This window comes from Streptomyces sp. I05A-00742 (genome assembly GCF_013055795.1).
In the GTDB taxonomy this organism is placed as follows: Bacteria; Actinomycetota; Actinomycetes; order Streptomycetales; family Streptomycetaceae; genus Streptomyces.
Genome location: NZ_JABETO010000014.1, coordinates 38,550 through 59,191 on the forward strand (window position 1 = coordinate 38,550; position 20,642 = coordinate 59,191).

Here is a 20,642-nt window from a genome sequence, read left to right on the forward strand (position 1 = left end):
CGCGGTCGCGGGGACCGCACGTCAGGCCCGCACCTCAGCCCCGAGGGTCACCCGTCGACGGCGCCGCCCGGCACCGGCCCCCGTACCGCCCCCCGCAGGTCGAGCAGCGCCTCCGCGCCGCCGTCCGCCGGGTTGGCGAACGTGAGCGGGGCGCCGAGCACCCGCGCCTGTCCGGCCGCGATCGTGAGGCCGAGGCCGAGGCCCGCGCCGGACTCCGTGCGGAACCGCTGGGGGCCGTGGGCCAGCAGGGGCTCCGGGAAGCCCGGGCCGCCGTCGCGGACGCGTATGACGCCGTCGTCGACCTCCGCGACCACGGGCTCGGCGCCGTGCCGGTAGGCGTTGGTGACGAGGTTGGTCAGTATCCGCTCGACGCGCCGCGCGTCCGTCTCGACGAGGCAGTCGCGCACCACCCGCACCTCGGCCGTCGTACCGCCGGGTCCGGCCGCCGCGCCCGCCGCCCGGCGGGCCAGGTCGCCCAGGGCCCGTACGTCGGTCTCCACCTGTTCGGCGTCCGCGTCCAGCCGGGCGACCTCCAGGACGTCCTCCATGAGGGTGTGCACCCGGTGAGCCCGTTCCTGGACCATCTCGGCGGCACGGCCCGGCGGCAGGAGGGCAGCGGCGGCGACCAGTCCGGCGACGGGGGTGCGGAGTTCGTGGGCGATGTTGGCGGTGACCTCGCGTTCGGCCTGGAGGCGGGCGGCGAGGGCGTCGGCCATGGTGTTGACGGCGATGGTCAGCCGGGCGATCTCGTCCTTGCCGCCGCGCGGCCGGAGCCGCGCCGTGAGGTCGCCGTCGGCGATGCGCTCGGCGGTGCGGGCGGAGGCGTTGAGCCGGCGTCCCGCGAAGGTGGCGAGGGCGACGCCGACGATGCCGGAGAAGGCGGTGCCCAGGCCGCCGGCCGCCCAGAGGACGTCGTCGAGGTCCTCGATGTTGCGGGTCTCGCGGCGGTAGGGCCGCTTGAGCACGATCATGTCGTCGCCGAGCCGGCTCGCCGCCCAGAGCACGGGCTCGGGGCCGCTCCGGTCCAGGTACGTGGCGCGCTTGCCGTCCTCCGCCGCCTCGCGCAGCGGCTCCGGAACGCCATCGGGGTTGACGAGGGTGTGCGGCCGGTCGATGCCCGCCGCGTGGTCCTCGACGGCCGAGGTCAGCCGGGCCTCGATGGTCTCGCGGGCGGTCGCGAGCTGGTTGACGACGGTCCGGTGGTGCACGACGAAGCCGATGAGGACGGCGACGAGCGCGGCGGTGACGGTGATCGCCGCGCCGATCTTCGTTCGCAGTCCCATGGCTCCAGGCTCCTCGACAGCTGACGCTCGCGGCTAACGCTTCGGAACGTGGAGCCGCAGTTCGCGCAGCTCGTTGTGCTGCTCGGACGGGAGCCCGTCGACGACGACGGAGACCCGGCTGTAGTAGGCGTGACGATCCTGCCCTACGCGTCCGGAGAAGCTGACGCGGGCCCGGTGGCGGGCCCGGCAGGACGGCCCGCACCACGGCCCGGAGACCTCGCCGACCGCCTCGGCGGCCGGCCCGCCCCAGGACTTCCAGCGCAGCCGGGTGAGCCGCACGGTCCCGGCGATCTCGAAGGTCGCGGGACGGCGCAGCCCCGGCCGGCCGGGGCCCTCGCTGACCCGTACGGGCAGTTCGGCCGGCGCCGGGGACCGCGCGGGCCCGCTGACCTCCAGGCCGCCGGGTTCCGCGCAGCCGGTGACCAGCCCGCCGGGCAGCCCCGTGACGAGGACGGAGAGGAGGCCGGAGACGGCGCTGCGTCGTCGCACGGGACACCTCGGGGGCGAGAAGGGCGGGAAGGGAAAGAGGGGTGGGGGAAGCGGGAGGGACAGGCCTGCTGAGAGGAATCTCGGCGAACGGAGGTGTGACGGTGGAGGCCAGGGTGGTGGCAGTGGCCGGGCGGGCCGAACGGGGGACGGAACACCGACCCGATTGGGGCCATTCGCGGTAAATGTTACCGGTGTGACTGATTCGCCTGGGGCGCTCTTGACGCCCGACAGCCGCAGGCTCATAGGATCTCGGCGCTCAAGTGGTCCAGGCCGGTAGCCGCAGCTGCCTCGGAGGTCACTCATGCCCATCGCCCGCCGCTCGGTCCTCGGCGCCCTCGCCGGCTCCGCCGCGCTCGGCGCCATAGGCGTCCCGGCCGCGACAGCCGCGACAGCCGCCGCGGCCTCCGGAGCCGCACCGGGAGCCCCGGACGCCCCCGGCGCCCCGCCCGCCACGTCCGGCACATCCGACGCCTCCGAAGCGTCCGGCGCCTCCGGCGGTGGTGCCGCCGCCGCGGCGCTGGCCCGGCTGCTGCCCCGCCACCACGGCCAGGTCACCTTCCGCACCGTGCCCCGCCGCTCCGGCGCGGACGTCTTCCGGGTCACGGGCCCGGCGGGCCGCATCCTCGTCGAGGGCAGCACCCCGGCCGTCCAGCTGGCCGGCTTCCACCGCTATCTGCGGGACGTCGCCCACGCGCACTTCTCGTGGAGCGGCGAGCGCACAAGCCTGCCGGCCACGCTCCCCGCCGTCCGGGGCAGCGTCACCGCCGCGGCCAACGTCCGCCACCGCTTCGCGCTCAACGACACCAACGACGGCTACACCGGCCCCTACCGGGACTGGGCCTACTGGGAACACGAAATCGACGTCCTCGCCCTGCACGGCTTCAACGAAGTGCTGGTCTACGCGGGCGCCGACGCGGTCTACCATCGAACGTTCATCGAACACGGTTACACCGACGCTGAAGTCCGGAATTGGGTTCCCGGACCGGCCCACCAGCCCTGGTGGCTCATGCAGAACATGAGCTCCTTCGGCGGCCCCGTCTCCCGCTCCCTCCTCGACCGCCGCGCCGCCCTGGCGAAGCGGATCGTGCGGCGGCTGCGCGAGCTGGGCATGACGCCGGTGCTCCCCGGTTACGCCGGCACCGTCCCGCCCGACTTCGCCCGGCGCAACAAGGGCGCCCGCACCGTCCCGCAGGGCGACTGGGCCGGCTTCCGCAGACCCGACTGGCTCGACCCGCGCACCGGCCACTTCACCCGCGTCGCCCGCACGTTCTACCGGGTGCAGCAGGAGCTCTACGGCGCCTCCGCGATGTACAAGATCGACCTGCTGCACGAGGGCGGCACCCCGGGCCCCGTCCCCATCGGCGCCGCCGCGAAGGCCGTCGAGAAGGCGCTGCGCACCGCCCACCCCGGGGCGACCTGGGCCATACTCGGTTGGCAGACCAACCCCCGCCGCGAGATCCTCGACGCCGTCGACCGCTCCCGGATGCTCGTCCTCGACGGCATCCCGGACCACTACCCGCACGTCACCGACCGCGAGAAGGACTGGGGCGGCACCCCGTACGCCTTCGGCACCATCTGGAACTTCGGCGGCCACACCGCCCTCGGCGCCAACACCCCGGACTGGGCGGCCCTTTACCACCGCTGGCGCACCAAGAAGGGCAGCGCCCTGCGCGGCATCGCCCTGATGCCCGAGGCGGCCGACAACAACCCCGCCGCCTTCGCCCTCTTCTCCGACCTGGCCTGGACCGCCGGGCGCGTGGACCTCAAGGACTGGTTCGCGCGCTGGCCCGCCCAGCGGTACGGCGCCACCGACCGGAACGCCGTCCACGCCTGGGACGTCCTGCGCCGCACCGCCTACGGCACCTCCCGCTCCGACGGCTGGAGCGAGGCGGCCGACGGGCTGTTCGGCGCCCGCCCCGACCTGGCCGTCAACCGGGGCGGCGCCTGGTCCCCGCGCGCCCTGCGCTACGACGCCGCCGAGTTCGCCGAGGCGCTGCCCGCGCTGCTCGCCGTCGCCCCCGCGCTGCGCGGCAGTTCGGCCTACCGGTACGACCTCCTCGACGTCGCCCGGCAGTGCCTCGCCAACCGCAGCCGGCTGCTCCTCCCCCGGATCAAGGCCGCGTACGACGCGGGCGACCGGGCGCGCTTCCGGCTGCTGACCCGGCAGTGGCTCGACCTCATGGACCTCCTGGAGGAGGTCGTCGCCACCGGCGACCGCCACCTGCTCGGCCGCTGGATCGCCGAGGCCCGCGCCTGGGGCTCCAACGCCGCCGAGCGCGACCGCCTGGAGCACGACGCCGTCTCCCTGCTGACCGTCTGGGGCCCGCGCGCCTCGGCGGACGGCGGCAAGCTGCACGACTACGCCAACCGCGAATGGGCGGGGCTGGTGGGCGGATTGTACCGGCTGCGCTGGAAGACGTACTTCACGGAGCTCGACGCGGCGCTCACGGCCCGGCGGAAGCCGAAGCCGATCGACTGGTTCGCGCTGGAGGACCGCTGGACGCGCAAGCGGCCGGCGTACCCGGCGAAGCCGGCCGGGGACATCGTCGCGGTGGCGCGGAAGGTGGCGGCGAGGCTGTAAGCGCCGGGCGGGCCCTGACAGATCGCGGCCGAGGAGGTTATGCTCCCCGCGATGACGACTCATTCTGCACACAGATTGGGGGACCCGTCCGCGCAAGGTGAGTGCTGATGCTCACTCACACCGCGAACGGGAACTCCCGCCCCTCCTCTCCCTGGTTCTCCCTTTCCTTCTGGCCGCGCGTGCGCGAGTTCGCCGTGCCGCCCTCCATGATCGAGACCGCCACCGCCCGCCGCCTCGCCGGGGACTGGGCGGGGGCCTGTGCCGCGGCGGGCGTAGACGTTGATTTTGACGCGCGCTCCGTGGCACGTACCCACGGCCGGGACGCTGCCGCCCAACTCCGCGACGATCTGCGCCACTTGGCTCCGGACCTGCTGCGCTGGCACATGCCGAGGATCGCCCCGGACGGGCTGCTGCGCCCGGGCCTCACCCTCACGCTGGCGCGGTACGGCACCGCGGGGCGGGACGGTACGCGCCCGGTGCACCTCGTGGTCCGCACCCCGCCCGCCTGGGCGGACGCCGGGCAGCGGATCAGCCTCGCGCTGTGGGACGGATCCCGCACCGGCGCCGGCCGCCACCCGCACCCCCGTCCCAGCCGACGGTTCCGGCTCGACCTGCACCGCCATCTCTGGGACGCGCGCAGGAGCGCCGAGCTGCGGACCCGGTCCGGGACCGGTGCCGGTGAATCCCCGGCCGACGGCCTGACGGCCCGGGTGCCGCCCGGCCGCTGCGCCGTCGACCGGTGGGCGGCCGAGGCGGAGATCCTGCTCCGCGCCGAAGGGCGGGGCGCCGGTGGCGTCACCGTACGGCTCGGCGCTCGGCACCGACTGGTCCTGGAACTGGACTGGTTCGCGAGCCGGGACGGCGTCGGTCCGCCCGCGGCGCGGATCGCGGAGGCGCCGCCGGACGGCGACATCTCCACCCTGCCCGTCCTCCCCGACGCGGCGACCTGGGTGCCGCCCGACCGGGAACTGCTCCGCACCGGCATGATCGGGGCCGGCCGGCTGCACCCGCTGGTCGCCGCGGCACTGGCGCCCGGCCTCCCGCCCGCCGGTGCGTCCGGGGCTCCGGACCGGACGGGACACCCACACCTCGTGGAGTGCCGGGGAGCCCGGCACCGGATCGCCATGGTCGACGGGATGCTGGCCCCACTGGACCACGACCCGGCCGAGATCCGGCGGGAGGAACTGCTGGCCGAGCTGGGCGGTACGCCGCTTCCCTGCCTGCGGATCATCGACGAGGCGCACCGCCGTCCCGACTGCCTCCCCGGTATCCGCGAACGCCTCCGCCATGGCGACACCGCCGGCGCCCTGGCCGTCGTCGAGGACCTGCTGGGTCCCGGCGCGGTGCTGCGCGACGGCGCTCTGCGCGACGCGCTGGAGACGGCGGCGCGGCGGCGGATCCTCCACGGGCTGTACCGGGCGGGGCTGGCCGGACCCGGCCGCGTCCCCGCCGGTGACCGCCGCCCCCGCGACCGGCGCTCACGCCGACGCGACGCCGTCCACTTCTGACCCGGGCCCTTCGTCCCCCTCACTCCCTTCACGCCCTTCATCCGGTCTCGGCTCCACGAGCCACGTCCATCACCGGCCGTGGCCGCGTGCCCCGCTCGCGACCACCGCCTCCACAACTGACGCTCAGGCCCTGGCGCTTCACCTTCACGCTCTCCTCACTCCTTCCACTCCCTTCGGCTCCACGAGCCACGCCCGCCACCGGACCCGGCCTCGTCCCCGCGCGACCACCACCTCCACAACCAGCGCCCATGCCCGCACCCTTCGCCTCTCCCCCCTCAGCTCCACGAGCCACGCCCACCACCGAACCCGGCCCCGGCCCCGCGCGACCACCACCTCCACAACCGGCGCTCACACCCGGGCCCTTCACTCCTTGGGGCACCAAGAGCCCCACCCACCAACGCCCACCTCGAACCCACAGGTGATCACCATGCCCATGTACACCCCGTTCCCCGCGCCCTCCGAGACCTCCCTCACTCCCCAACTAGACGTCGCCGGTGAGCTGCTGACCCTGCTGAACGACACCTCCACCGAACCGCGCCCCGACGACCAGCTGGAGGCCCTGACCCTGGCCGTCGCCGCCGACCTGCCCGTACTCCTCTGGGGCGAGCCGGGGATCGGCAAGACCGCGGCCCTGACGCAGCTGGCCGCGACGCTGGACCTCCCTCTCACCACGGTCATCGCCAGCGTGCACGAACCGTCCGACTTCTCGGGCCTGCCCGTGATCGGGGACGACCCGGCGGAGCAGGGCGTCCCCATGGCCCCGCCGGACTGGGCGGTGCGACTGGTCCGGGCCGGCCGGGGACTGCTGTTCCTCGACGAGTTGTCGACCGCGCCACCGGCCGTCCAGGCCGCCCTGCTCCGCCTGGTGCTGGAGCGCCGGATCGGCGCCCTGCGCCTGCCGCCCGGCGTCCGGATCGTGGCCGCCGCCAACCCGCGTTCCTCGGCGGCCGACGGCTGGGAACTGAGCCCGCCGCTGGCCAACCGGTTCGTCCACCTCCAGTGGACGCACGACCATGATGTCGTGGTGCGCGGCCTCGGCGGCACCTGGCCCCGGGCCGAGCTGCCCCGCCTCGACCGGGAACGGCTGCCGGAGGCCGTGGCGTTCGCCCGCCGCGCGGTGTGCGGGCTCCTCTCCGCCCGCCCGGGGCTGGTGCACCGGCTGCCCGGCAACGAGGCCCGCAGGGGCGGCGCCTGGCCGTCACCCCGGAGCTGGGAGGCGACCCTGCGTCTGATCGCCTTCGCGACCGCGGCCGGCTCCTCCCGCGACGTCCTCTCCCTGCTGGTCAGGGGCACGGTGGGGGACGGCCCCGGGCTGGAACTGCTGGCCGCCCTGGACCGGATGGACCTCCCCGACCCCGAGACGCTCCTCGCCGACCCGGCGGCCGCCGTCCTGCCCGAGCGGGGCGACCTCCGTCAGGCCGCGCTCGACGCCGTGGTGTCCGCCGTCCGCAAGCGCCCGGAGCGGTCCCGCTGGGACGCGGCGTGGGCGCTCCTGGTCCGGGCAGTGGAGACCGGCGCCCCTGACGTGGTGGTCGTCCCCGCGACCACGCTCGCCACGCTGCGCCGGGAGGACTGGGACGTCCCCGCGTCGATCGAGCGGCTCGCCGGAGCGGCGTCCCTCTCCCGGCGGGCGGACGACGCGGCGGCCCGGGCCGCGCTCGCCGCGCGGGGTGGCCGGTGAACGCGGACGGACAGGGCACGACGCCGCGGGCGCTCGACCGCGACAAGCTGTTCGCCGCCCGGCTCCACGCCGCCCGGGCCCGGCCCTACCTGGCGACGGCGCTGTTCGCCCTGCACACCGTGGAGTCCCGGCGGGTGCCGACGATGGCCGTCGACCGGCACTGGCGGTGCTACGTCTCACCGGCGTTCGTGGACCGGACGCCGGTGGAGGAACTGGCGGGGGTCTGGGTCCACGAGGTGTCGCACCTGCTGCGCGACCACCACGGGCGCAGCGACCGGGCCGCCCGGGAGCACGGCCTGACCGGCCCGGGCGACCGGCTGCGGATGAACATCGCCGCGGACTGCGAGATCAACGACGACATCTACGGCGACGGACTGGTCCGGCCCGAAGGCGCCGTCCGGCCGGAGACCTTGCATCTGCGCGACGGGGAGCTGATGGAGGACTACCTGCGCCAGTTCCGGCTCGGCCCGCTGGCCCAGGACCTGGTCTGGCTGGACTGCGGCAGCGGCGCCGACGGCCTGGACCGGGAGTGGGAACGCGGGCCGGACGGCGCGCACGGCCTCGGCGCGCACGACATCGACGCCGTGCGGTTCCGCGTGGCGCAGGGCATCACCGCCCGCCCCGGTGACGCCCCGGCGGGATGGCGGCGGTGGGCCGAGGAGGCGTTCCATCCGCCGCAGCCCTGGCGGGAACTGCTGGGCGCGGCGGTCCGTTCGGCCGTCTCCGGCTCCGGCGCGGGCGAGGACTACACCTACGGCCGGCCGTCGCGGCGCTCGGCCGGAGTGCCGGGCGCCGTGCTGCCGAGCCTCCGGCGCAGGCCGCCCCGGGTCTCCGTGGTCATCGACACGTCCGGGTCGGTCAGCGACGCCGAACTGGGCAGCGCCCTCCTGGAGGTCGCCGCCATCTCCCGCGCCGTGGGCGGCCGTCGCGACCTGGTCTCCGTGCTGCCGTGCGACGCGGCGGCCCAGGCCGTGCACCCGCTGTGCCGCGCCGAAGGGATACCCCTGGTGGGCGGCGGCGGCACGGACCTCCGCGCCGGCTTCGCCCGCGCGCTCCGGTCCCACCCCCGCCCGGACGTCGTCGTGGCCCTCACCGACGGGCAGACGCCGTGGCCGGACACCCGCCCGCCGTGCCGGACGGTCGTGGGGCTGTTCCCGCGGCTGCCGTCGACGTCATGGGACGAGGACGACCCCGACTACCGGCCGGACGTGCCGCCGGCGTGGGCGAGGGTGGTGGAGATCGGGTCGGGTCCTGCTGCGCGATGAGCGCCCGGGCCCGGGCGGGCGTGCGGGCGTGCGTCTCCGAACGCCTAGTCGGCTTCCGCCCCGTACTCCTGGACCACCTTGTCCCCGTTGTCCTTGTAGTACACGTGGGTCACATTGCCGTACTGGCCCGCACGAAACGTGCGGTGCCGGTTGTGACGTTCGGACGCCCGGTTGGTGGTCACCGTGTAGGTCCAGCACGCATTGATCGTGATCTCTTCCAGGTGCTTCCCATAGACGTCGAAGTTGTCCGGGCATGCTTCCGCGTAGTCCTCGTCGAGGTAGTACCTGAACCTCCTGACCTCGGAATCGGCGGCGATCGCAAGGGTGTCCACCTTGACGAGACAGTCATGGAACTCCAGTATCCGCAGAGGCTGTTCCTTGTCGACGACGATCGGAGAGCCGCCGACATACTTCGACTCCCGCAGGCGCAGATCGACCAGAGCCGGATGGGCGAAAACCGAGTCGTTGAACGCGACGCGCTTGACGTCCAAGGTCCTGAGGTTCGGGCAGCTCGCCGCGAAGTCGATGTGCTGCAGCTCGCCGTGACCGTTGATGCCATAACCGGACTGCACCTTCAGACTGCGGACAAGGTTGCCGTGCTCGCCGAGAAAGCGCGCCAGGCGTGCGTATCCGGCTGCGTCAAGGCCCTTCGCGTGCAGGCTGACGGATCCCGGCTCGATACCGGCCACCTTGTCGAGGCTCGCGATGTTCTGGGGATATATACGGCGGGAGACAAGCTTGGGAGGCATCAAGCAACCTTTCGGAACGGTTCAACTCCAGGTGTCTGCACGGACGTTAACACCGGCCTACGACAGGACAGCTCTGCCCGCCACCGCCCCGCGTCCGAGCCGGCTCGGTGCCGGACCGGGCGGTGACGGGCGCAGCGTCCGTCGCGGCGATGGCGTCGGCGCCGCCGGAACGCGAAACGCCGGACGGGCCATCAATCAGCCTCGTCCGGCGTTTCCTGCTGCTCCTGAGCCCTTCCGGGCCCCTAACCCTTCCGCGGCTTCGAGCCCGCCAGCTTCCACTCCCGGTGCAGCCCCGGCAGCGGCAGCTTCCGCTCGAAGACTGGGGTGCCGAATATCTTCAACTGGAGCTGGAGCGCGCCGTTCAGGTCGACACCGCCGAACGCCCCCCACGTCCCCTTCAGTGACTTCTTCCCGTCGCTCGACGCGGTCGCCCGCACGTCGCCCTCGGCCCGCAGGTACGGCGAGAGGTTGCCCGTCACGCCGACCGTGCCGTAGAGACCGACGGTCGCCTCCGCGCCCAGCGCGGCCTTCACCCGGCCGCCGGCGGCCACCGAGGCCCGTACGGGCGAGCCTTTGAGGGAGGATTTGCTGACGGGGGCCCAGCCCTTGGCGCGGCTGTAGGAGCCGCCGACCGTGAAGTCGCCCTTGACGTCCTGCTTCACGTCGACGCTGATCTTCCCGTCGGCGTCCACCTGGAGGTAGCAGGTGAGGTCGGCGTTGACCACGACCGGCACCGGGCCGACCTGCACGACCGGCGTCGCGTGCAGGGTGGCGAACGGAATCCGCAGCGGCGCGGCCTCCGTGGACGCGGCGGCCTGGCCCTTCAGCTCCCACTGGGCCGACCAGTCGCCGGCCAGGGCCAGGGACGCGGTGCCGGGCGCGCGGCCGTCCGTGCCCCGGCCGTCGTAGGCGAAGTCGACCTCGGGGGCGAGCTGGACGAAGCCGTCGACCGACGCCTTCGCGGACGCCGGGGCGCCCTTGGCGGTGGCGATCGCCGTCGCGACGTCGACGCGCAGGCTGCCCAGGGGCAGCTTGGCGCCCTGCGGACCGAAGCGCGGGAACCTGCGCTTCGGTCCGCAGGGCGCCAGGCTGCCCAGGGGCAGCTTGGCGCCCTGCGGACCGAAGCGCAGGTTCCCGCGCTTCGCCCAGGACACCTTGACGCCGGGAACGAGCGGCTTGACCTTGACGGCGGCCGGGTCGACGGCGACCTTGCCCTTCGCCTCGGAGGCACCCAGCAGCGCGGGGAGCGTCGCCGGGGCGGTGCGGATCTCCAGGCCCTTGTCGGTCTTCCCGACCACCTTGGTGACCTTGGCCAGCACGCCGTCCGGAGCGCCGGGCGTGGGGGCGCTGGCGAAGACGTCACCGACGGCGACGGGCTTCGCCGGGGCCGCCGGCCGCCCGGAGCCGGGCTTCCCGCCGCCCTCGCCGCTCCCTCCCGAGGCCGAGATGACGGCCCGTCCGCTCTTCCGGTCGTACGAGGCCACCTTCAGCGCCGACTTGCGCGGCTGCTGCTGCCGGGGCGCGGCCGACGTCCCGGACGTCGCGTCCGGGGCGACCACGGCGGCGGCGCCCGCGGGGGCCGCCGCGACCGCGAGTTCCTGCGGGGCCGACGGGGCGGGGGCGGCGGGCGCCGCGGCCCGGTCGTCGGTCTTCTCGGGGGGCGGACCGCCGGACGACGAGCATCCGGTGAGGGCCAGGGACAGGCCGGTCAGGGCCGTCAGGGCGGGGAAGAGCACTCTCTTGTGGCGCTTGCGCAAGTCTGATCCTCGGGGGCGTGCCTGCCGCATGACAGCGGGACGAACTGCGATTACTCACTGGTAAGGAACCGCATGATCGTGTCATGCACGCCGCGAACCGAGAATCGATCGCCCGGGGCTCAGCGGATGATCTGCGTCACAGGCGCCGGGTGGATCACGGGCGCCGGGGCGCCGGAACGTTCCGGCCCGCCTCGGGGCCGGTGCGTCACAACGGCCGGAACACCGAGACGCGGCAGGAGACGGTGACGCTCAGCGGCAGGTCCAGCCGGGCGATGCGGGACCGCAGCTCCTCCGGCGTGACGTGCCGCGCTGACGGGCCCATGAGCACCAGGTTCTCCACGTCCGCGGCCGGGAGGCCGACGGTGTACTCGTGCGTGGCGGACCCGTCGGGGGCGAAGCGGTCGCCGAGCGTCCGCCGCAGCCGGTCCTCCTTGTCCGCGTCCACCGTGAGCAGGCCCAGGGACTCCCGCAGCCCGGCCAGGTGACGGGCGGTCGGCGTCACGACCACGAGCGCGCCGCCCGGCCGCAGGACCCGGTGGAACTCCTCCCCGTTGCGCGGCGCGAAGACGTTGAGCACGACGTCCACGGACCCCGAACGCACCGGCAGCGGCCGCCACACGTCCCACGTCGCCGCCCAGGCCCGCGGATGGGCACGGGCCGCCTGGCGCAGCGCGAACTTGGAGGCGTCGAGCCCCAGTCCGACGGCCCCCGGCAGCACGTCCAGCGCCGCGGCGAGGTAGTGACCGGTACCGGCACCCGCGTCCAGGAGCGTGCCGTCGGCCGGGCACAGCGACGCCACGGTCCGGGCCAGCTCCCGGGTCAGCGGGTCGTAGTGACCGGCCCCCAGGAACGCCGAGCGCGCCCGCACCATGTCCGCCGTGTCCGCGCTGCCGCCCCGCACATTGCCGGTCAGCAGACCGACGTACCCCTGTCGCGCGATGTCGAACGAGTGACGCCCCGCGCAGCGCACCACCCCCTCGTCCAGCGCCAGCCGGTCGCCGCAGTGCGGGCAGGTCAGGACGGAGAGGAGGCGGAGCCGCACCTCACGGGCGGCGGGAAGGGCGGGCATACGTGGTCCTCCGCAGCGGTCGGCCGCGTGTCAGCAGTGAACGGTCGGGATCGTCGGCGGCCGGACGAACGAGCGCCGTGGCGTGACCCCGCCTCAGCGGAAGACGAGAGGACAGCTGGAGAATGCCATGGCCACGAGGCTAACACGGGGCCGTGCAGGGGCTCCTGGGCAACGACGGGGCACCTGGGAGGGCTGGTCGCGACGGGGAGCAGGGGCCGCCCGGGGCGGTGCCGGATCCGCGGACGGAGCGGGGGCGACAGACCCGGCGATCTCCCCGGGGACAAACGATCCGCGCGAAGCGACAACCCGCCCGCCCCCGCACCACCGGTCACGTCACCCCGCGGCGCGCCCGTTCCCGAAGTGGCCGGCGGAGTCCCCCTTCCACAGCAGGGCGACCGCGACGAGCCCGGCGGCGCAGGGGAGCAGCCCGGCCACGGTCATCGGCGTCGGATGCGGCTGGGTGAAGTTGTAGACGGAGAGAAAGGTCGCCAGCACGAAGACCGCAGTCGAGGCGGCCCGCGCCCACCGTTTTCCCCGGCGGCCGGCCCACGCCAGCCAGGTCCACAGAACGAGGCCGGCAACAGCGAGGGTGAAGAGATAGGTGAGGATGCCGGACTCCGCCGCGTCGAGCCGGGACGGGTCGTGCGGATAGGCGCTCCGCAGCCGGTCGGCGAGGGAGTCGGAGGTGGCCTGGTCGATGACCGGGAAGGCGGCGGCGATCAGCGTGAGCACCGCTCCCGCGTACATGGCGTTGATCGCCTTCCGCACGGAGGCGGGCACCGGCCGTCGTTGCTGGGTCTGGGCGGACATGAGTCTCCTCGTGGTGCGTCATTGGTAGCGTGTACCGGACTTCGGACGTGGAGTTACGGATATCAAACTTGGAACATGGTGTCTCAAGTTCTTGATCGAGAGGCTACACCCGTGCGGGACGAGCAACCACCCACCGGCCTGGCCCGGCGCCGCCGCAGGCTCTCCGACGAGGAGACCGCGCAGCGCATGCTGCGGACCGCGCTGGCCATGGTCAACGAGACCGGTCTGACCGTGAGCCTGGAACACATCGGCTTCGAGGACGTCATCCGCGAGGCCGGGGTGTCCCGCAGCGCCGTCTACCGCCGCTGGCCCTACAAGGACCTGTTCTTCAGCGACCTCCTCAAGGAGCTCGCCGGAGCCACCGGCCCCGCGGCCCTCGCCGAGGCCCGGTCCTCCGCCCTCGTCCGGCGCGTGGTGCTGGAACGCCTCGACTGGCTCGCCACCCCGGCCCAACGGCACGACCTGTGCGTCGAACTGCTGCGCCAGGGCGCGCTGGGCGACTTCGAGACCATCCACGGCTCGACGGAGTGGCGCACCTTCATCGCCCTCCACGCGACCTTCCTCAGCCTGGCCGACGGCGAGCTCCGCGAGGAGGTCCGCTCGGCGCTGGCCCGGACCGAACGGGGCTTCGTGGAGCGGATCTCCGGAACGTACGCCCGCCTGGCCGGCCTCCTCGGCTACCGGCTGCGTCCCGGCTTCGACGCCACCTTCGACACCCTGGCGACGCTCGTCGGCGCGACCATGCGGGGACTGGTCATCACCGCCCTCACCAGCCCCGGCATGGCCGACCGCCGCGTCCGGGCCAACCCCTTCGGCGCGGCCGGCACCGCCGAGTGGTCCGAACCGGCGCTGGCCGTCGCCGGAGTCGCCCTGTCCTTCCTCGAACCCGATCCCACGGTCGTCTGGGACGAGGCCCGGATCGCGGACGTCCGCGGGGCTCTGGAGGCGGACGAACGGGCAGGCAGGCGTGAGAGCACGGAGGAAGCACGGGCAGCGGGCGGCCCCTCGGACGGCTGAGACAGCCTCCTCAGTCGTACCGCTGCCACGTGAACATGGCGCGGTCGAACCGCCGTTCCGCCAGATCCCGCGGGCGTATGAGCCAGTAGAGGCAGCCGTCGCTCATGGCGAACTGGGCGAGCAGCGTCCACCCCCCCTCCCCCAGGTCCGGTGCGAAGGCCTCCTCGGCCACCGGGTGCCAGGGATCGGGCACGGACGCCTCCAGCCGGACGGACAACGGCACGCGCGGAATGGCGTCCGCCCCGGCGGACGCCTCGTCCCCGGCCTCTGCCCGGACCAGGCGGGCACAGGGCCGGAGCAGCGAGATCCAGCGCTCCGCGGCAGCGGCCGGAAGGTGCGCTCGGGCAACGGCACGCAGCTCGTCGGCTGCGCTCTGCGACGTCATGCTCCGATGATGCCGGGCACCACTGACAACGGGCCCTGACCTGCGCCGGAATGGCCCGCACCCGCCCCAACTCCCCTACCGCACCAGCCCGGACGACGACCGCGGGGCCGGAGCCGGCGCATCCGCACCGACTCCGGCCCCGCAGGGACCCCGCACTCAAACGCTGCCTCCCGGTCAGCGCCTCGTCAGGGCCTCGAAGGTGGTGCCGCGCTGCTCGGCCCACGTCTCCAGAACCGTGCGGCACGCGTGGTCGAGGTGGCGCAGCTGGGACAGGTCCAGTTCCACGGGACGGTCCTCGGGGAGCGCTTCGAGCGTTTCGAGCATGCGGGGCAGCCGGAGGAAGGTGGCGTTGCCGCTCGCGGTGACCGTGAGCCGGCCTTCCACCGTCTCCTGTACGTCGAGGTGGATCTGGGACGTCTCCCAGGCGGCCTTGACGACGGCGAGCAGCAGCCCGATGAGCACGCCTTCGAACATGTTGGTGACGATGATGGCGATGGCGGTGACCGCCAGCACCACCGCCTCGCCGCGGTGCTGCCGCCAGAGCGGCAGGATCTGCTTCACCGGGACGAGCTTGCAGCCCGCGTGGACCAGGACGCCCGCGAGTGCGGCCAGCGGGATCACGCCGACCGCGGCCGGCAGGAGCGCGGCGAACAGCAGCAGCCACGCGCCGTGCAGGATGCGCGCGGTCCTGGTGCGCGCGCCCGCCTGGACGTTGGCCGAACTGCGGACGATCACGGCCGTCATGGGCAGGGCGCCCAGGATGCCGCAGACCGTGTTGCCCACGCCCTGGGCCATCAGCTCCTTGTCGTACTCGGTGCGCGGCCCGTCGTGCATCCGGTCCACCGCCGCGGCGCTGAACAGGCTCTCCGCCGAGGCGATCAGGGCGAAGGCGAGGATCGTGGTCAGCGCGGCCATACTGCCCAGGGACCGGAAGTCGCCCGCGCCGGGCGGCTGCACCGCGTCCAGCAGCCCATTGAACTCCACGTGGGCCACGGACACCCCGGCCAGGGCGGTGACGGCTGTGGCGAGGGCCACCGCCGCGAGAGGCGCGGGCACCATCTGTGCCCTGGCCGGGAGCTTCTTCCACAGGACGAGCACGACGATCGTGCCGACGCCCACCATGAAGGGGGTGAGGGCGTCACTGTGGGACGCCACGGTCTTCAGCAGCCCCGGCACCCCGGTGATCTTGTCGACCCCGGACCGGGGTTGCTTCTCCCCGGCCATCGTGTAGAGCTGACCGAAGAACAGGACGAGCCCGATACCGGCCAGCATGCCCTGCACGACCGCCACGGACACGGCCCGGAACAACCGCCCGAAGTGCAGGGCGCCGAGGGCTATCTGGATCAGGCCGGTGGCCAGGACGAGGGCGCCCAGGGCGCCGAGGCCGAACTCGTTGACGGCCTCCAGGACGAGCACCGTCAGACCGGCCGCGGGGCCGCTGACCTGGAGGGAGCTGCCCGGCAGGAAGCCGACGACCAGGCCGCCCACGATGCCGGTGATCAGCCCGAGTTCCGCGGGGACCCCGGAGGCCACCGCCACCCCCACGCACAGGGGGAGGGCCACCAGGAAGACGACTAGCGAGGCGAGGATGTCCCGCCTCAGGTTCACTGGGTCTTTGAGGGTCGAGTACATGGGTGAGGGTTCCTCAGCTGTGGGGGGATGGGGACGGTGATCGCCCGAGCGGTGGGCGAACGCGTGTCACAGCAGGTGGAATCGCCCATCGGACCGGTGCTCCCTGACCGCACCGGTGTGCACTTCGTAGTACCAGGCGTGCACGCCGAGGGTTCCGGCGTCGAGCCGCTCGCGCACGCACGGGTGGGTGCGCAGCCGTTCCGCCTGGGACACCGCGTGCCGCTGCACCGGCACGGCGAGGTCCGGCGTGCCGGACCCCACCGGCTCGTTCAACGGCCAGGCGACCGTCCGCTCCAGCCAGCCCCGCACGGCCGGCACGGCGGACAGGTCGTCCCCGCCCACCAGCGCCTGGACGGCGCCGCAGTGGGAGTGGCCGCAGACGACGATGTCCCGGACGCCCAGCACCCGGACCGCGTACTCGATGGTGGCCGTCTCGCTGGTGGGATGGTCGCCGCTGTACTCGGGGACGATGTTCCCCGCGGTGCGCAGTTCGAACAGCTCGCCGGGCCGGGCGCCGGTGATCAGCGACGGCACGACGCGCGAGTCGGAGCAGGTGATGAACAGCACCTCCGGGCGCTGTCCGGCTTCCAGGGCGCGGAATTCGTCGGCGCGCTCCGCCACGTGGGTGACGAAGGACCGGGCGTTGTCGATCAAGGACCTCATGGTGGCCTTTCTCCTGCGCCCGCCCGATTCCGGGCAGGGCGCGGTGTGTTCAAGGTCAGCACTGGGTGTGAGATGCCGACGGCCCGTCCACGGGCTGTCGGCGTATGCCGCGCGTCGTCCTTGACGCGGGAATTGAGCAAGGGCGGGATGTTCGGGAACGCGGAAGCCGTCTCCGAACGACCGTACGACCAACCCGAACAACCGGGCGTCCGGGCTTCCATGGACGTTCGGATGTTCGGACGGACGACGGGAACGCGGGTAAGAGGTACTGCGGGAGGAACAGGGTGCGGGTGCCCGACTACCGCGCCACACGCACCGCCGTGGTGCGGCGGTACGACCGGGACTCCACATCCCGGTGCGGCTGTTCCGGCAGGCCTGCGGCCCTGCTCCGGACCCGTCGTTCCATCAGTACACACTCCCCCGAGTAAGTGAACCGTCGATCGCAGGCATCTCCGTGCCCTCGCGCGAAGGCGGCTTCGGTGCCGGAGGTTTTCCAGCGGCCTTAGCAGCCCTTGGCCTCCACGCTACCCGCAGTGTTGGGTCAAAAGAAAGCCAAATCCTGCCCTCGACTGAGTAATTGGCGCTCGACGTCCATGAAAACAACGGGAGCGCGCAACGGGGGCGCGCGGAAAGGCCATTACGCCTGCACAAAGCACCACACAACCCGCTCTCGGCCCCTGGAAACAAAACAAGCCACCCCGGAGCCGGGATGGCTTGTTCTTTACCTCAGGAATGGATACGGATCACCGCTTGCGGCTGTACGTCCTCACGAGAACTCCGTTATCGAACACCCGGACAGACTCCAGTGTGAAGTCCGTCACCGAGAATCCGGCTCCGAACATCGGCATACCCGATCCGTACACCTGCGGGTACGTTTTGATGACCAGTTCATCGACCTCGTCGAGCAGTTCACCGGCGATCTGCGAACCACCGCACAGCCAGATCCCCCGCTCGCTCTCCTCCGCCTTGAGCTCGCGGACGGCGGCGACGACATCGCCGGACACCAGCGTCACGTTCGGGTCGGGCGACTCCGTCAGAGTGCGCGAGGCGACGTACTCGCGCAGGTGCCCGTAGGGGCTCGCGATGCCCGCGTCCAGGGCGAGCCGGTAGCTGCCGCTCCCCTGGATCACCGTGTCGAACCGCTGGTTCTCCAGGTCGTTCAGGCCGAGGAGGTTGCGCCCCTCGGCGGAAATCGTCTCCGGGTACTCGGTCTTCAGGAACTCCAGGAACTCCTCGTCGAGGAAGGCGAACATGGAGGATGCGTCACCACTCGGGTCGCCGATGAACCCGTCGATCGAGCAGGCGACGAAGTAGGTGAGCTTGCGCAAGTCGGTCCTCTTTCGGATGGCGATGGGGCGGAGTGGCGCTCCCGGCCGGGACGGCCCGGAGAACCACTTCGCACATAGTGCATCATCTGTAGTGGTTGTGCAATACCCTGCGGGAAGACATTTCCGAGGGCCCGGAGCAGCCCCGAGAGCAGCGGAGAGAGGACCAATGGCCAAGAACCCGGAGCGCAGGACGGCACTGATCGACGCCGCCATCGATGTACTGGCACACGAAGGGGCGCGCGGCCTCACCTTCCGCGCCGTGGACGCCCGGGCGGGCGTCCCGGTCGGCACGGCGTCCAACTACTTCTCCTCCCGGGACGACCTCTTCACCCAGGCCGGCAGCCGCATCCACGTCCGTATGGCGCCCGACCCCGACCTGGTCCGCGAAGCCATGCTCCCGGCCCCCTCCCGCGAGCTCGTCACCGAGCTGATGCGCTGGCTGGTGCGCCGTATGACGACCGAGCGCACCGGCTACCTCGCCATGCTGGAACTCCGCCTGGAGGCCACCCGCCGCCCCGCCCTCCGGGCCGAACTCCACCGCACCGTCCGCGCCGCCCACGAGGAGTCCGTCCGCTTCCACCTGGACGCCGGCCTCCCCGGCGACGCGGCCACGGTGTCCGTCCTCCAACTCGCCATGACCGGACTCCTCCTGGAGCACTTCACCTTGCCCGAGGTGCTCTCCGACACCGAACTCGACGAGCTCGTGGAAACGGTCGTCGACCACATCGTCCCGGCCCGCTGATCCCCGCGTGCGGCACACGACACCGCTGTAGCGTGCACGCATGACCGAGCGCAGGCGATTCCCCCCGCACCCGATCCGCGGCGTGCACATCCTCCGCAAACCCCGGGGAAACTGCGCTCCCTACATCAACGTCACCCTCGACTTCGAGCCCGCCCCCGAAGGCTTCACCTTCGAGGCGGCGGACGGCGTTCTCTGCGACTGGGAGCCGCCCGAGGAGGTACCCCTCTTCCTCGAACACCTCGCGAAGGGCCTGTCCCAAGAGCTCCACCACGAGGACCACGGCATCACCGTGGCCACCAGGGCGATCCTCCGCGACGCCCGCGCCCACCCGGTCGACTCGGGCGAGTTCACCTTCCTGCTGGGCGGCAGGTACGCGGCACGGGAAGCGCTGGCCGTCGCATGGGGGACGCGGCGGCGGGAGGACAGCGACAAGCTGTGACGTGACCACGGGGGGCGCGTGGTCAGGGAAGACACTCGGCCCCGTGCAGCAGCGCCCGCCCCATCGGCGTCAGCGTGTGACGGACGCCGGACCCGTCCCGTTCCGTGGTGAGCAGCCCCGCGCCGCGCAGGACGGTGGCGTGGTGGCTGGCCGTGGCAGGGGACGTGCGGGTGCGGCGGGCCAGTTCGGCCGTTCCGGCGGGGGTCGCCATCGCCTGGAGCGCGCGGGCCCGGGTGGTGCCGAGCAACGCGGCGAGGGCGCCGTCCGCCGGGGCCGACGCCGCCCAGACGGACCGGTAGGCGGCGAGATCGCGGGCGATGGGGTAGCGCAGGACGACGGGCCGCCCGGCATCCGCGTTGTCGGGGAACGCGAGGGGCTCGGGCCAGAAGAAGGTCGGGGCGAGCAGGAGTCCACGGCCCTCCAACCACAGGTCCGCGGTGACGTGGCACGAGACGGACAGGACGGGTGAGGACCAGCTGATCCCGGGGTGCAGCTTCGCGAGCAGCCCCTCGACACCGGCGTCCACAACGTCCAGCGCCCGCCGCGAGCGGTCGGTGTGCGCGGCGGCCAGGATCTGCGACCAGTAGGGGGCGACGGCCACCGCGTGGAAGTCGTGGAGCGCACGCTGGAGGAGCTCCCGCCATCTCCGGTCCCCCTGGTGGAGTTCATGGATCCAGCGCGGAACCCGGGGCCGTAACTGCTCGGTGGCGCGCAGATCCGCCTTCCACTGGCTGCTGGGCAGCGACCAGGTGTGGCAGAGGCTGTCGGTGAGCGTGTCGGTGGCCGCGTGGGTGAACGCATCGGGGACGCACTCCCCCCGGGTCGGCGGTACGAGGTCGAACAGCAGGCGCGTCCCGGGCCGCACGCTCCTGCGCGTGCGCTCCCGCCATCCGGCCATGGCCACGCCCCCGAGCTCTCCGGCCTGGAGGACCGGCAGGCTCAGAATCGTTTCCGCGAGCGGATCGGGCGACGACGCCACGCGCACGCGGGTCAAGTCGTCGGGAGAGAAGTGGATGCGCAGCAAGAACGCCTCCTCCAGAGGGCGACCTCACGGGTCGGCGTGCGGTGACAGCGCCTGCGGACGACGGTAGTCGGCCCGTTCGGCAGCGGCCGTCCGCCGCCCGGGAACTGACCGGAAGACGGTGGACGGCAGGTCGCGCTGTCCGAATTCAAGGCCCTTCGAAGGGCTTTGCCCCTCACCGGACCGTCCCGTGACACTGAACCGGCCGGCATCGGAGTCCGCC

At 73.0% G+C, this 20,642-nt stretch carries 18 protein-coding genes; 7 read left to right on the forward strand and 11 right to left on the reverse strand.

Translation table 11 applies throughout. From position 1 onward, the window contains the following. Positions 1-47: 47 nt before the first annotated feature. Both HN013_RS15705 and HN013_RS15710 read right to left on the reverse strand, forming a co-directional pair. Positions 48-1,283, reverse strand: a complete 1,236-nt coding sequence (locus HN013_RS15705; RefSeq protein ID WP_171166763.1) for a HAMP domain-containing sensor histidine kinase — start codon at positions 1,281-1,283, stop codon at positions 48-50. 33 nt (positions 1,284-1,316) lie between these two features. Continuing rightward, the gene (locus tag HN013_RS15710) at positions 1,317-1,772 is read right to left on the reverse strand and encodes a hypothetical protein (protein ID WP_171166764.1); all 456 of its coding nucleotides are present in this window, start codon (positions 1,770-1,772) and stop codon (positions 1,317-1,319) included. Between the two features lie 301 nt (positions 1,773-2,073). On the opposite strand from HN013_RS15710, the gene HN013_RS15715 reads away from it, so the two are divergent. The 4 genes from HN013_RS15715 to HN013_RS15730 all read left to right on the forward strand — a co-directional run bounded on the left by HN013_RS15715 (position 2,074) and on the right by HN013_RS15730 (position 8,807). Beyond that, positions 2,074-4,353: an alpha-N-acetylglucosaminidase gene (locus HN013_RS15715; RefSeq protein ID WP_171166765.1), complete on the forward strand. Its 2,280-nt coding sequence runs from the start codon at positions 2,074-2,076 to the stop codon at positions 4,351-4,353. A gap of 107 nt (positions 4,354-4,460) precedes the next feature. Next, complete coding sequence (locus HN013_RS15720) at positions 4,461-5,861, forward strand: hypothetical protein (RefSeq protein ID WP_171166766.1); 1,401 nt, start codon at positions 4,461-4,463, stop codon at positions 5,859-5,861. A gap of 427 nt (positions 5,862-6,288) precedes the next feature. Next, positions 6,289-7,542, forward strand: coding sequence for a MoxR family ATPase (locus tag HN013_RS15725; protein WP_171166767.1), 1,254 nt, complete (start codon positions 6,289-6,291; stop codon positions 7,540-7,542). Next, on the forward strand, positions 7,539-8,807 hold the full coding sequence (locus HN013_RS15730; protein ID WP_312018615.1) for a DUF2201 family putative metallopeptidase: 1,269 nt from the start codon (positions 7,539-7,541) through the stop codon (positions 8,805-8,807). The genes HN013_RS15725 and HN013_RS15730 overlap by 4 nt, the downstream gene beginning before the upstream one ends. A gap of 44 nt (positions 8,808-8,851) precedes the next feature. On the opposite strand, the gene HN013_RS15735 is transcribed toward HN013_RS15730, so the two are convergent. The 4 genes from HN013_RS15735 to HN013_RS15750 form a co-directional block, all read right to left on the reverse strand. Then, positions 8,852-9,556 carry a hypothetical protein gene (locus tag HN013_RS15735; protein WP_171166768.1) on the reverse strand — a complete coding sequence of 235 codons (705 nt, stop codon included), beginning with the start codon at positions 9,554-9,556 and terminating at the stop codon, positions 8,852-8,854. A 242-nt stretch (positions 9,557-9,798) separates the two neighbouring features. Further along, a complete protein-coding gene (locus tag HN013_RS15740; protein WP_171166769.1) occupies positions 9,799-11,313 on the reverse strand; it encodes a hypothetical protein in 1,515 nt (504 codons plus the stop codon). A 205-nt stretch (positions 11,314-11,518) separates the two neighbouring features. Then, positions 11,519-12,382, reverse strand: coding sequence for a putative RNA methyltransferase (locus tag HN013_RS15745; protein WP_171166770.1), 864 nt, complete (start codon positions 12,380-12,382; stop codon positions 11,519-11,521). Positions 12,383-12,715: 333 nt separating this feature from the next. Further along, positions 12,716-13,192 (reverse strand): hypothetical protein, encoded by a 477-nt coding sequence (locus tag HN013_RS15750; RefSeq protein WP_171166771.1) that lies wholly within the window; start codon positions 13,190-13,192, stop codon positions 12,716-12,718. Between the two features lie 111 nt (positions 13,193-13,303). Here HN013_RS15750 and HN013_RS15755 point away from each other — a divergent pair, with 111 nt between their 5' ends. Beyond that, the gene (locus HN013_RS15755; RefSeq protein ID WP_212764394.1) at positions 13,304-14,209 is read left to right on the forward strand and encodes a TetR/AcrR family transcriptional regulator; all 906 of its coding nucleotides are present in this window, start codon (positions 13,304-13,306) and stop codon (positions 14,207-14,209) included. Positions 14,210-14,219: 10 nt separating this feature from the next. On the opposite strand, the gene HN013_RS15760 is transcribed toward HN013_RS15755, so the two are convergent. The 4 genes from HN013_RS15760 to HN013_RS15775 all read right to left on the reverse strand — a co-directional run bounded on the left by HN013_RS15760 (position 14,220) and on the right by HN013_RS15775 (position 18,217). Beyond that, positions 14,220-14,594 carry a DUF1963 domain-containing protein gene (locus HN013_RS15760; protein WP_171166772.1) on the reverse strand — a complete coding sequence of 125 codons (375 nt, stop codon included), beginning with the start codon at positions 14,592-14,594 and terminating at the stop codon, positions 14,220-14,222. Between the two features lie 174 nt (positions 14,595-14,768). After that, positions 14,769-16,226: a SulP family inorganic anion transporter gene (locus HN013_RS15765; RefSeq protein WP_171166773.1), complete on the reverse strand. Its 1,458-nt coding sequence runs from the start codon at positions 16,224-16,226 to the stop codon at positions 14,769-14,771. Positions 16,227-16,292: 66 nt separating this feature from the next. Beyond that, positions 16,293-16,889 (reverse strand): carbonic anhydrase, encoded by a 597-nt coding sequence (locus HN013_RS15770; protein WP_171166774.1) that lies wholly within the window; start codon positions 16,887-16,889, stop codon positions 16,293-16,295. 743 nt (positions 16,890-17,632) lie between these two features. Further along, positions 17,633-18,217, reverse strand: a complete 585-nt coding sequence (locus tag HN013_RS15775; protein ID WP_171166775.1) for a dihydrofolate reductase family protein — start codon at positions 18,215-18,217, stop codon at positions 17,633-17,635. A 166-nt stretch (positions 18,218-18,383) separates the two neighbouring features. Between HN013_RS15775 and HN013_RS15780 the strand changes: the two genes are divergently transcribed. Then, positions 18,384-18,959 (forward strand): TetR/AcrR family transcriptional regulator, encoded by a 576-nt coding sequence (locus HN013_RS15780; RefSeq protein ID WP_171166776.1) that lies wholly within the window; start codon positions 18,384-18,386, stop codon positions 18,957-18,959. 40 nt (positions 18,960-18,999) lie between these two features. Continuing rightward, the gene (locus tag HN013_RS15785; RefSeq protein ID WP_171166777.1) at positions 19,000-19,398 is read left to right on the forward strand and encodes a hypothetical protein; all 399 of its coding nucleotides are present in this window, start codon (positions 19,000-19,002) and stop codon (positions 19,396-19,398) included. A 22-nt stretch (positions 19,399-19,420) separates the two neighbouring features. On the opposite strand, the gene HN013_RS15790 is transcribed toward HN013_RS15785, so the two are convergent. Next, entirely contained in the window at positions 19,421-20,422 is a 1,002-nt protein-coding gene (locus HN013_RS15790; RefSeq protein ID WP_171166778.1) for a helix-turn-helix transcriptional regulator, read from the reverse strand. Between the last annotated feature and the right edge of the window lie 220 nt (positions 20,423-20,642).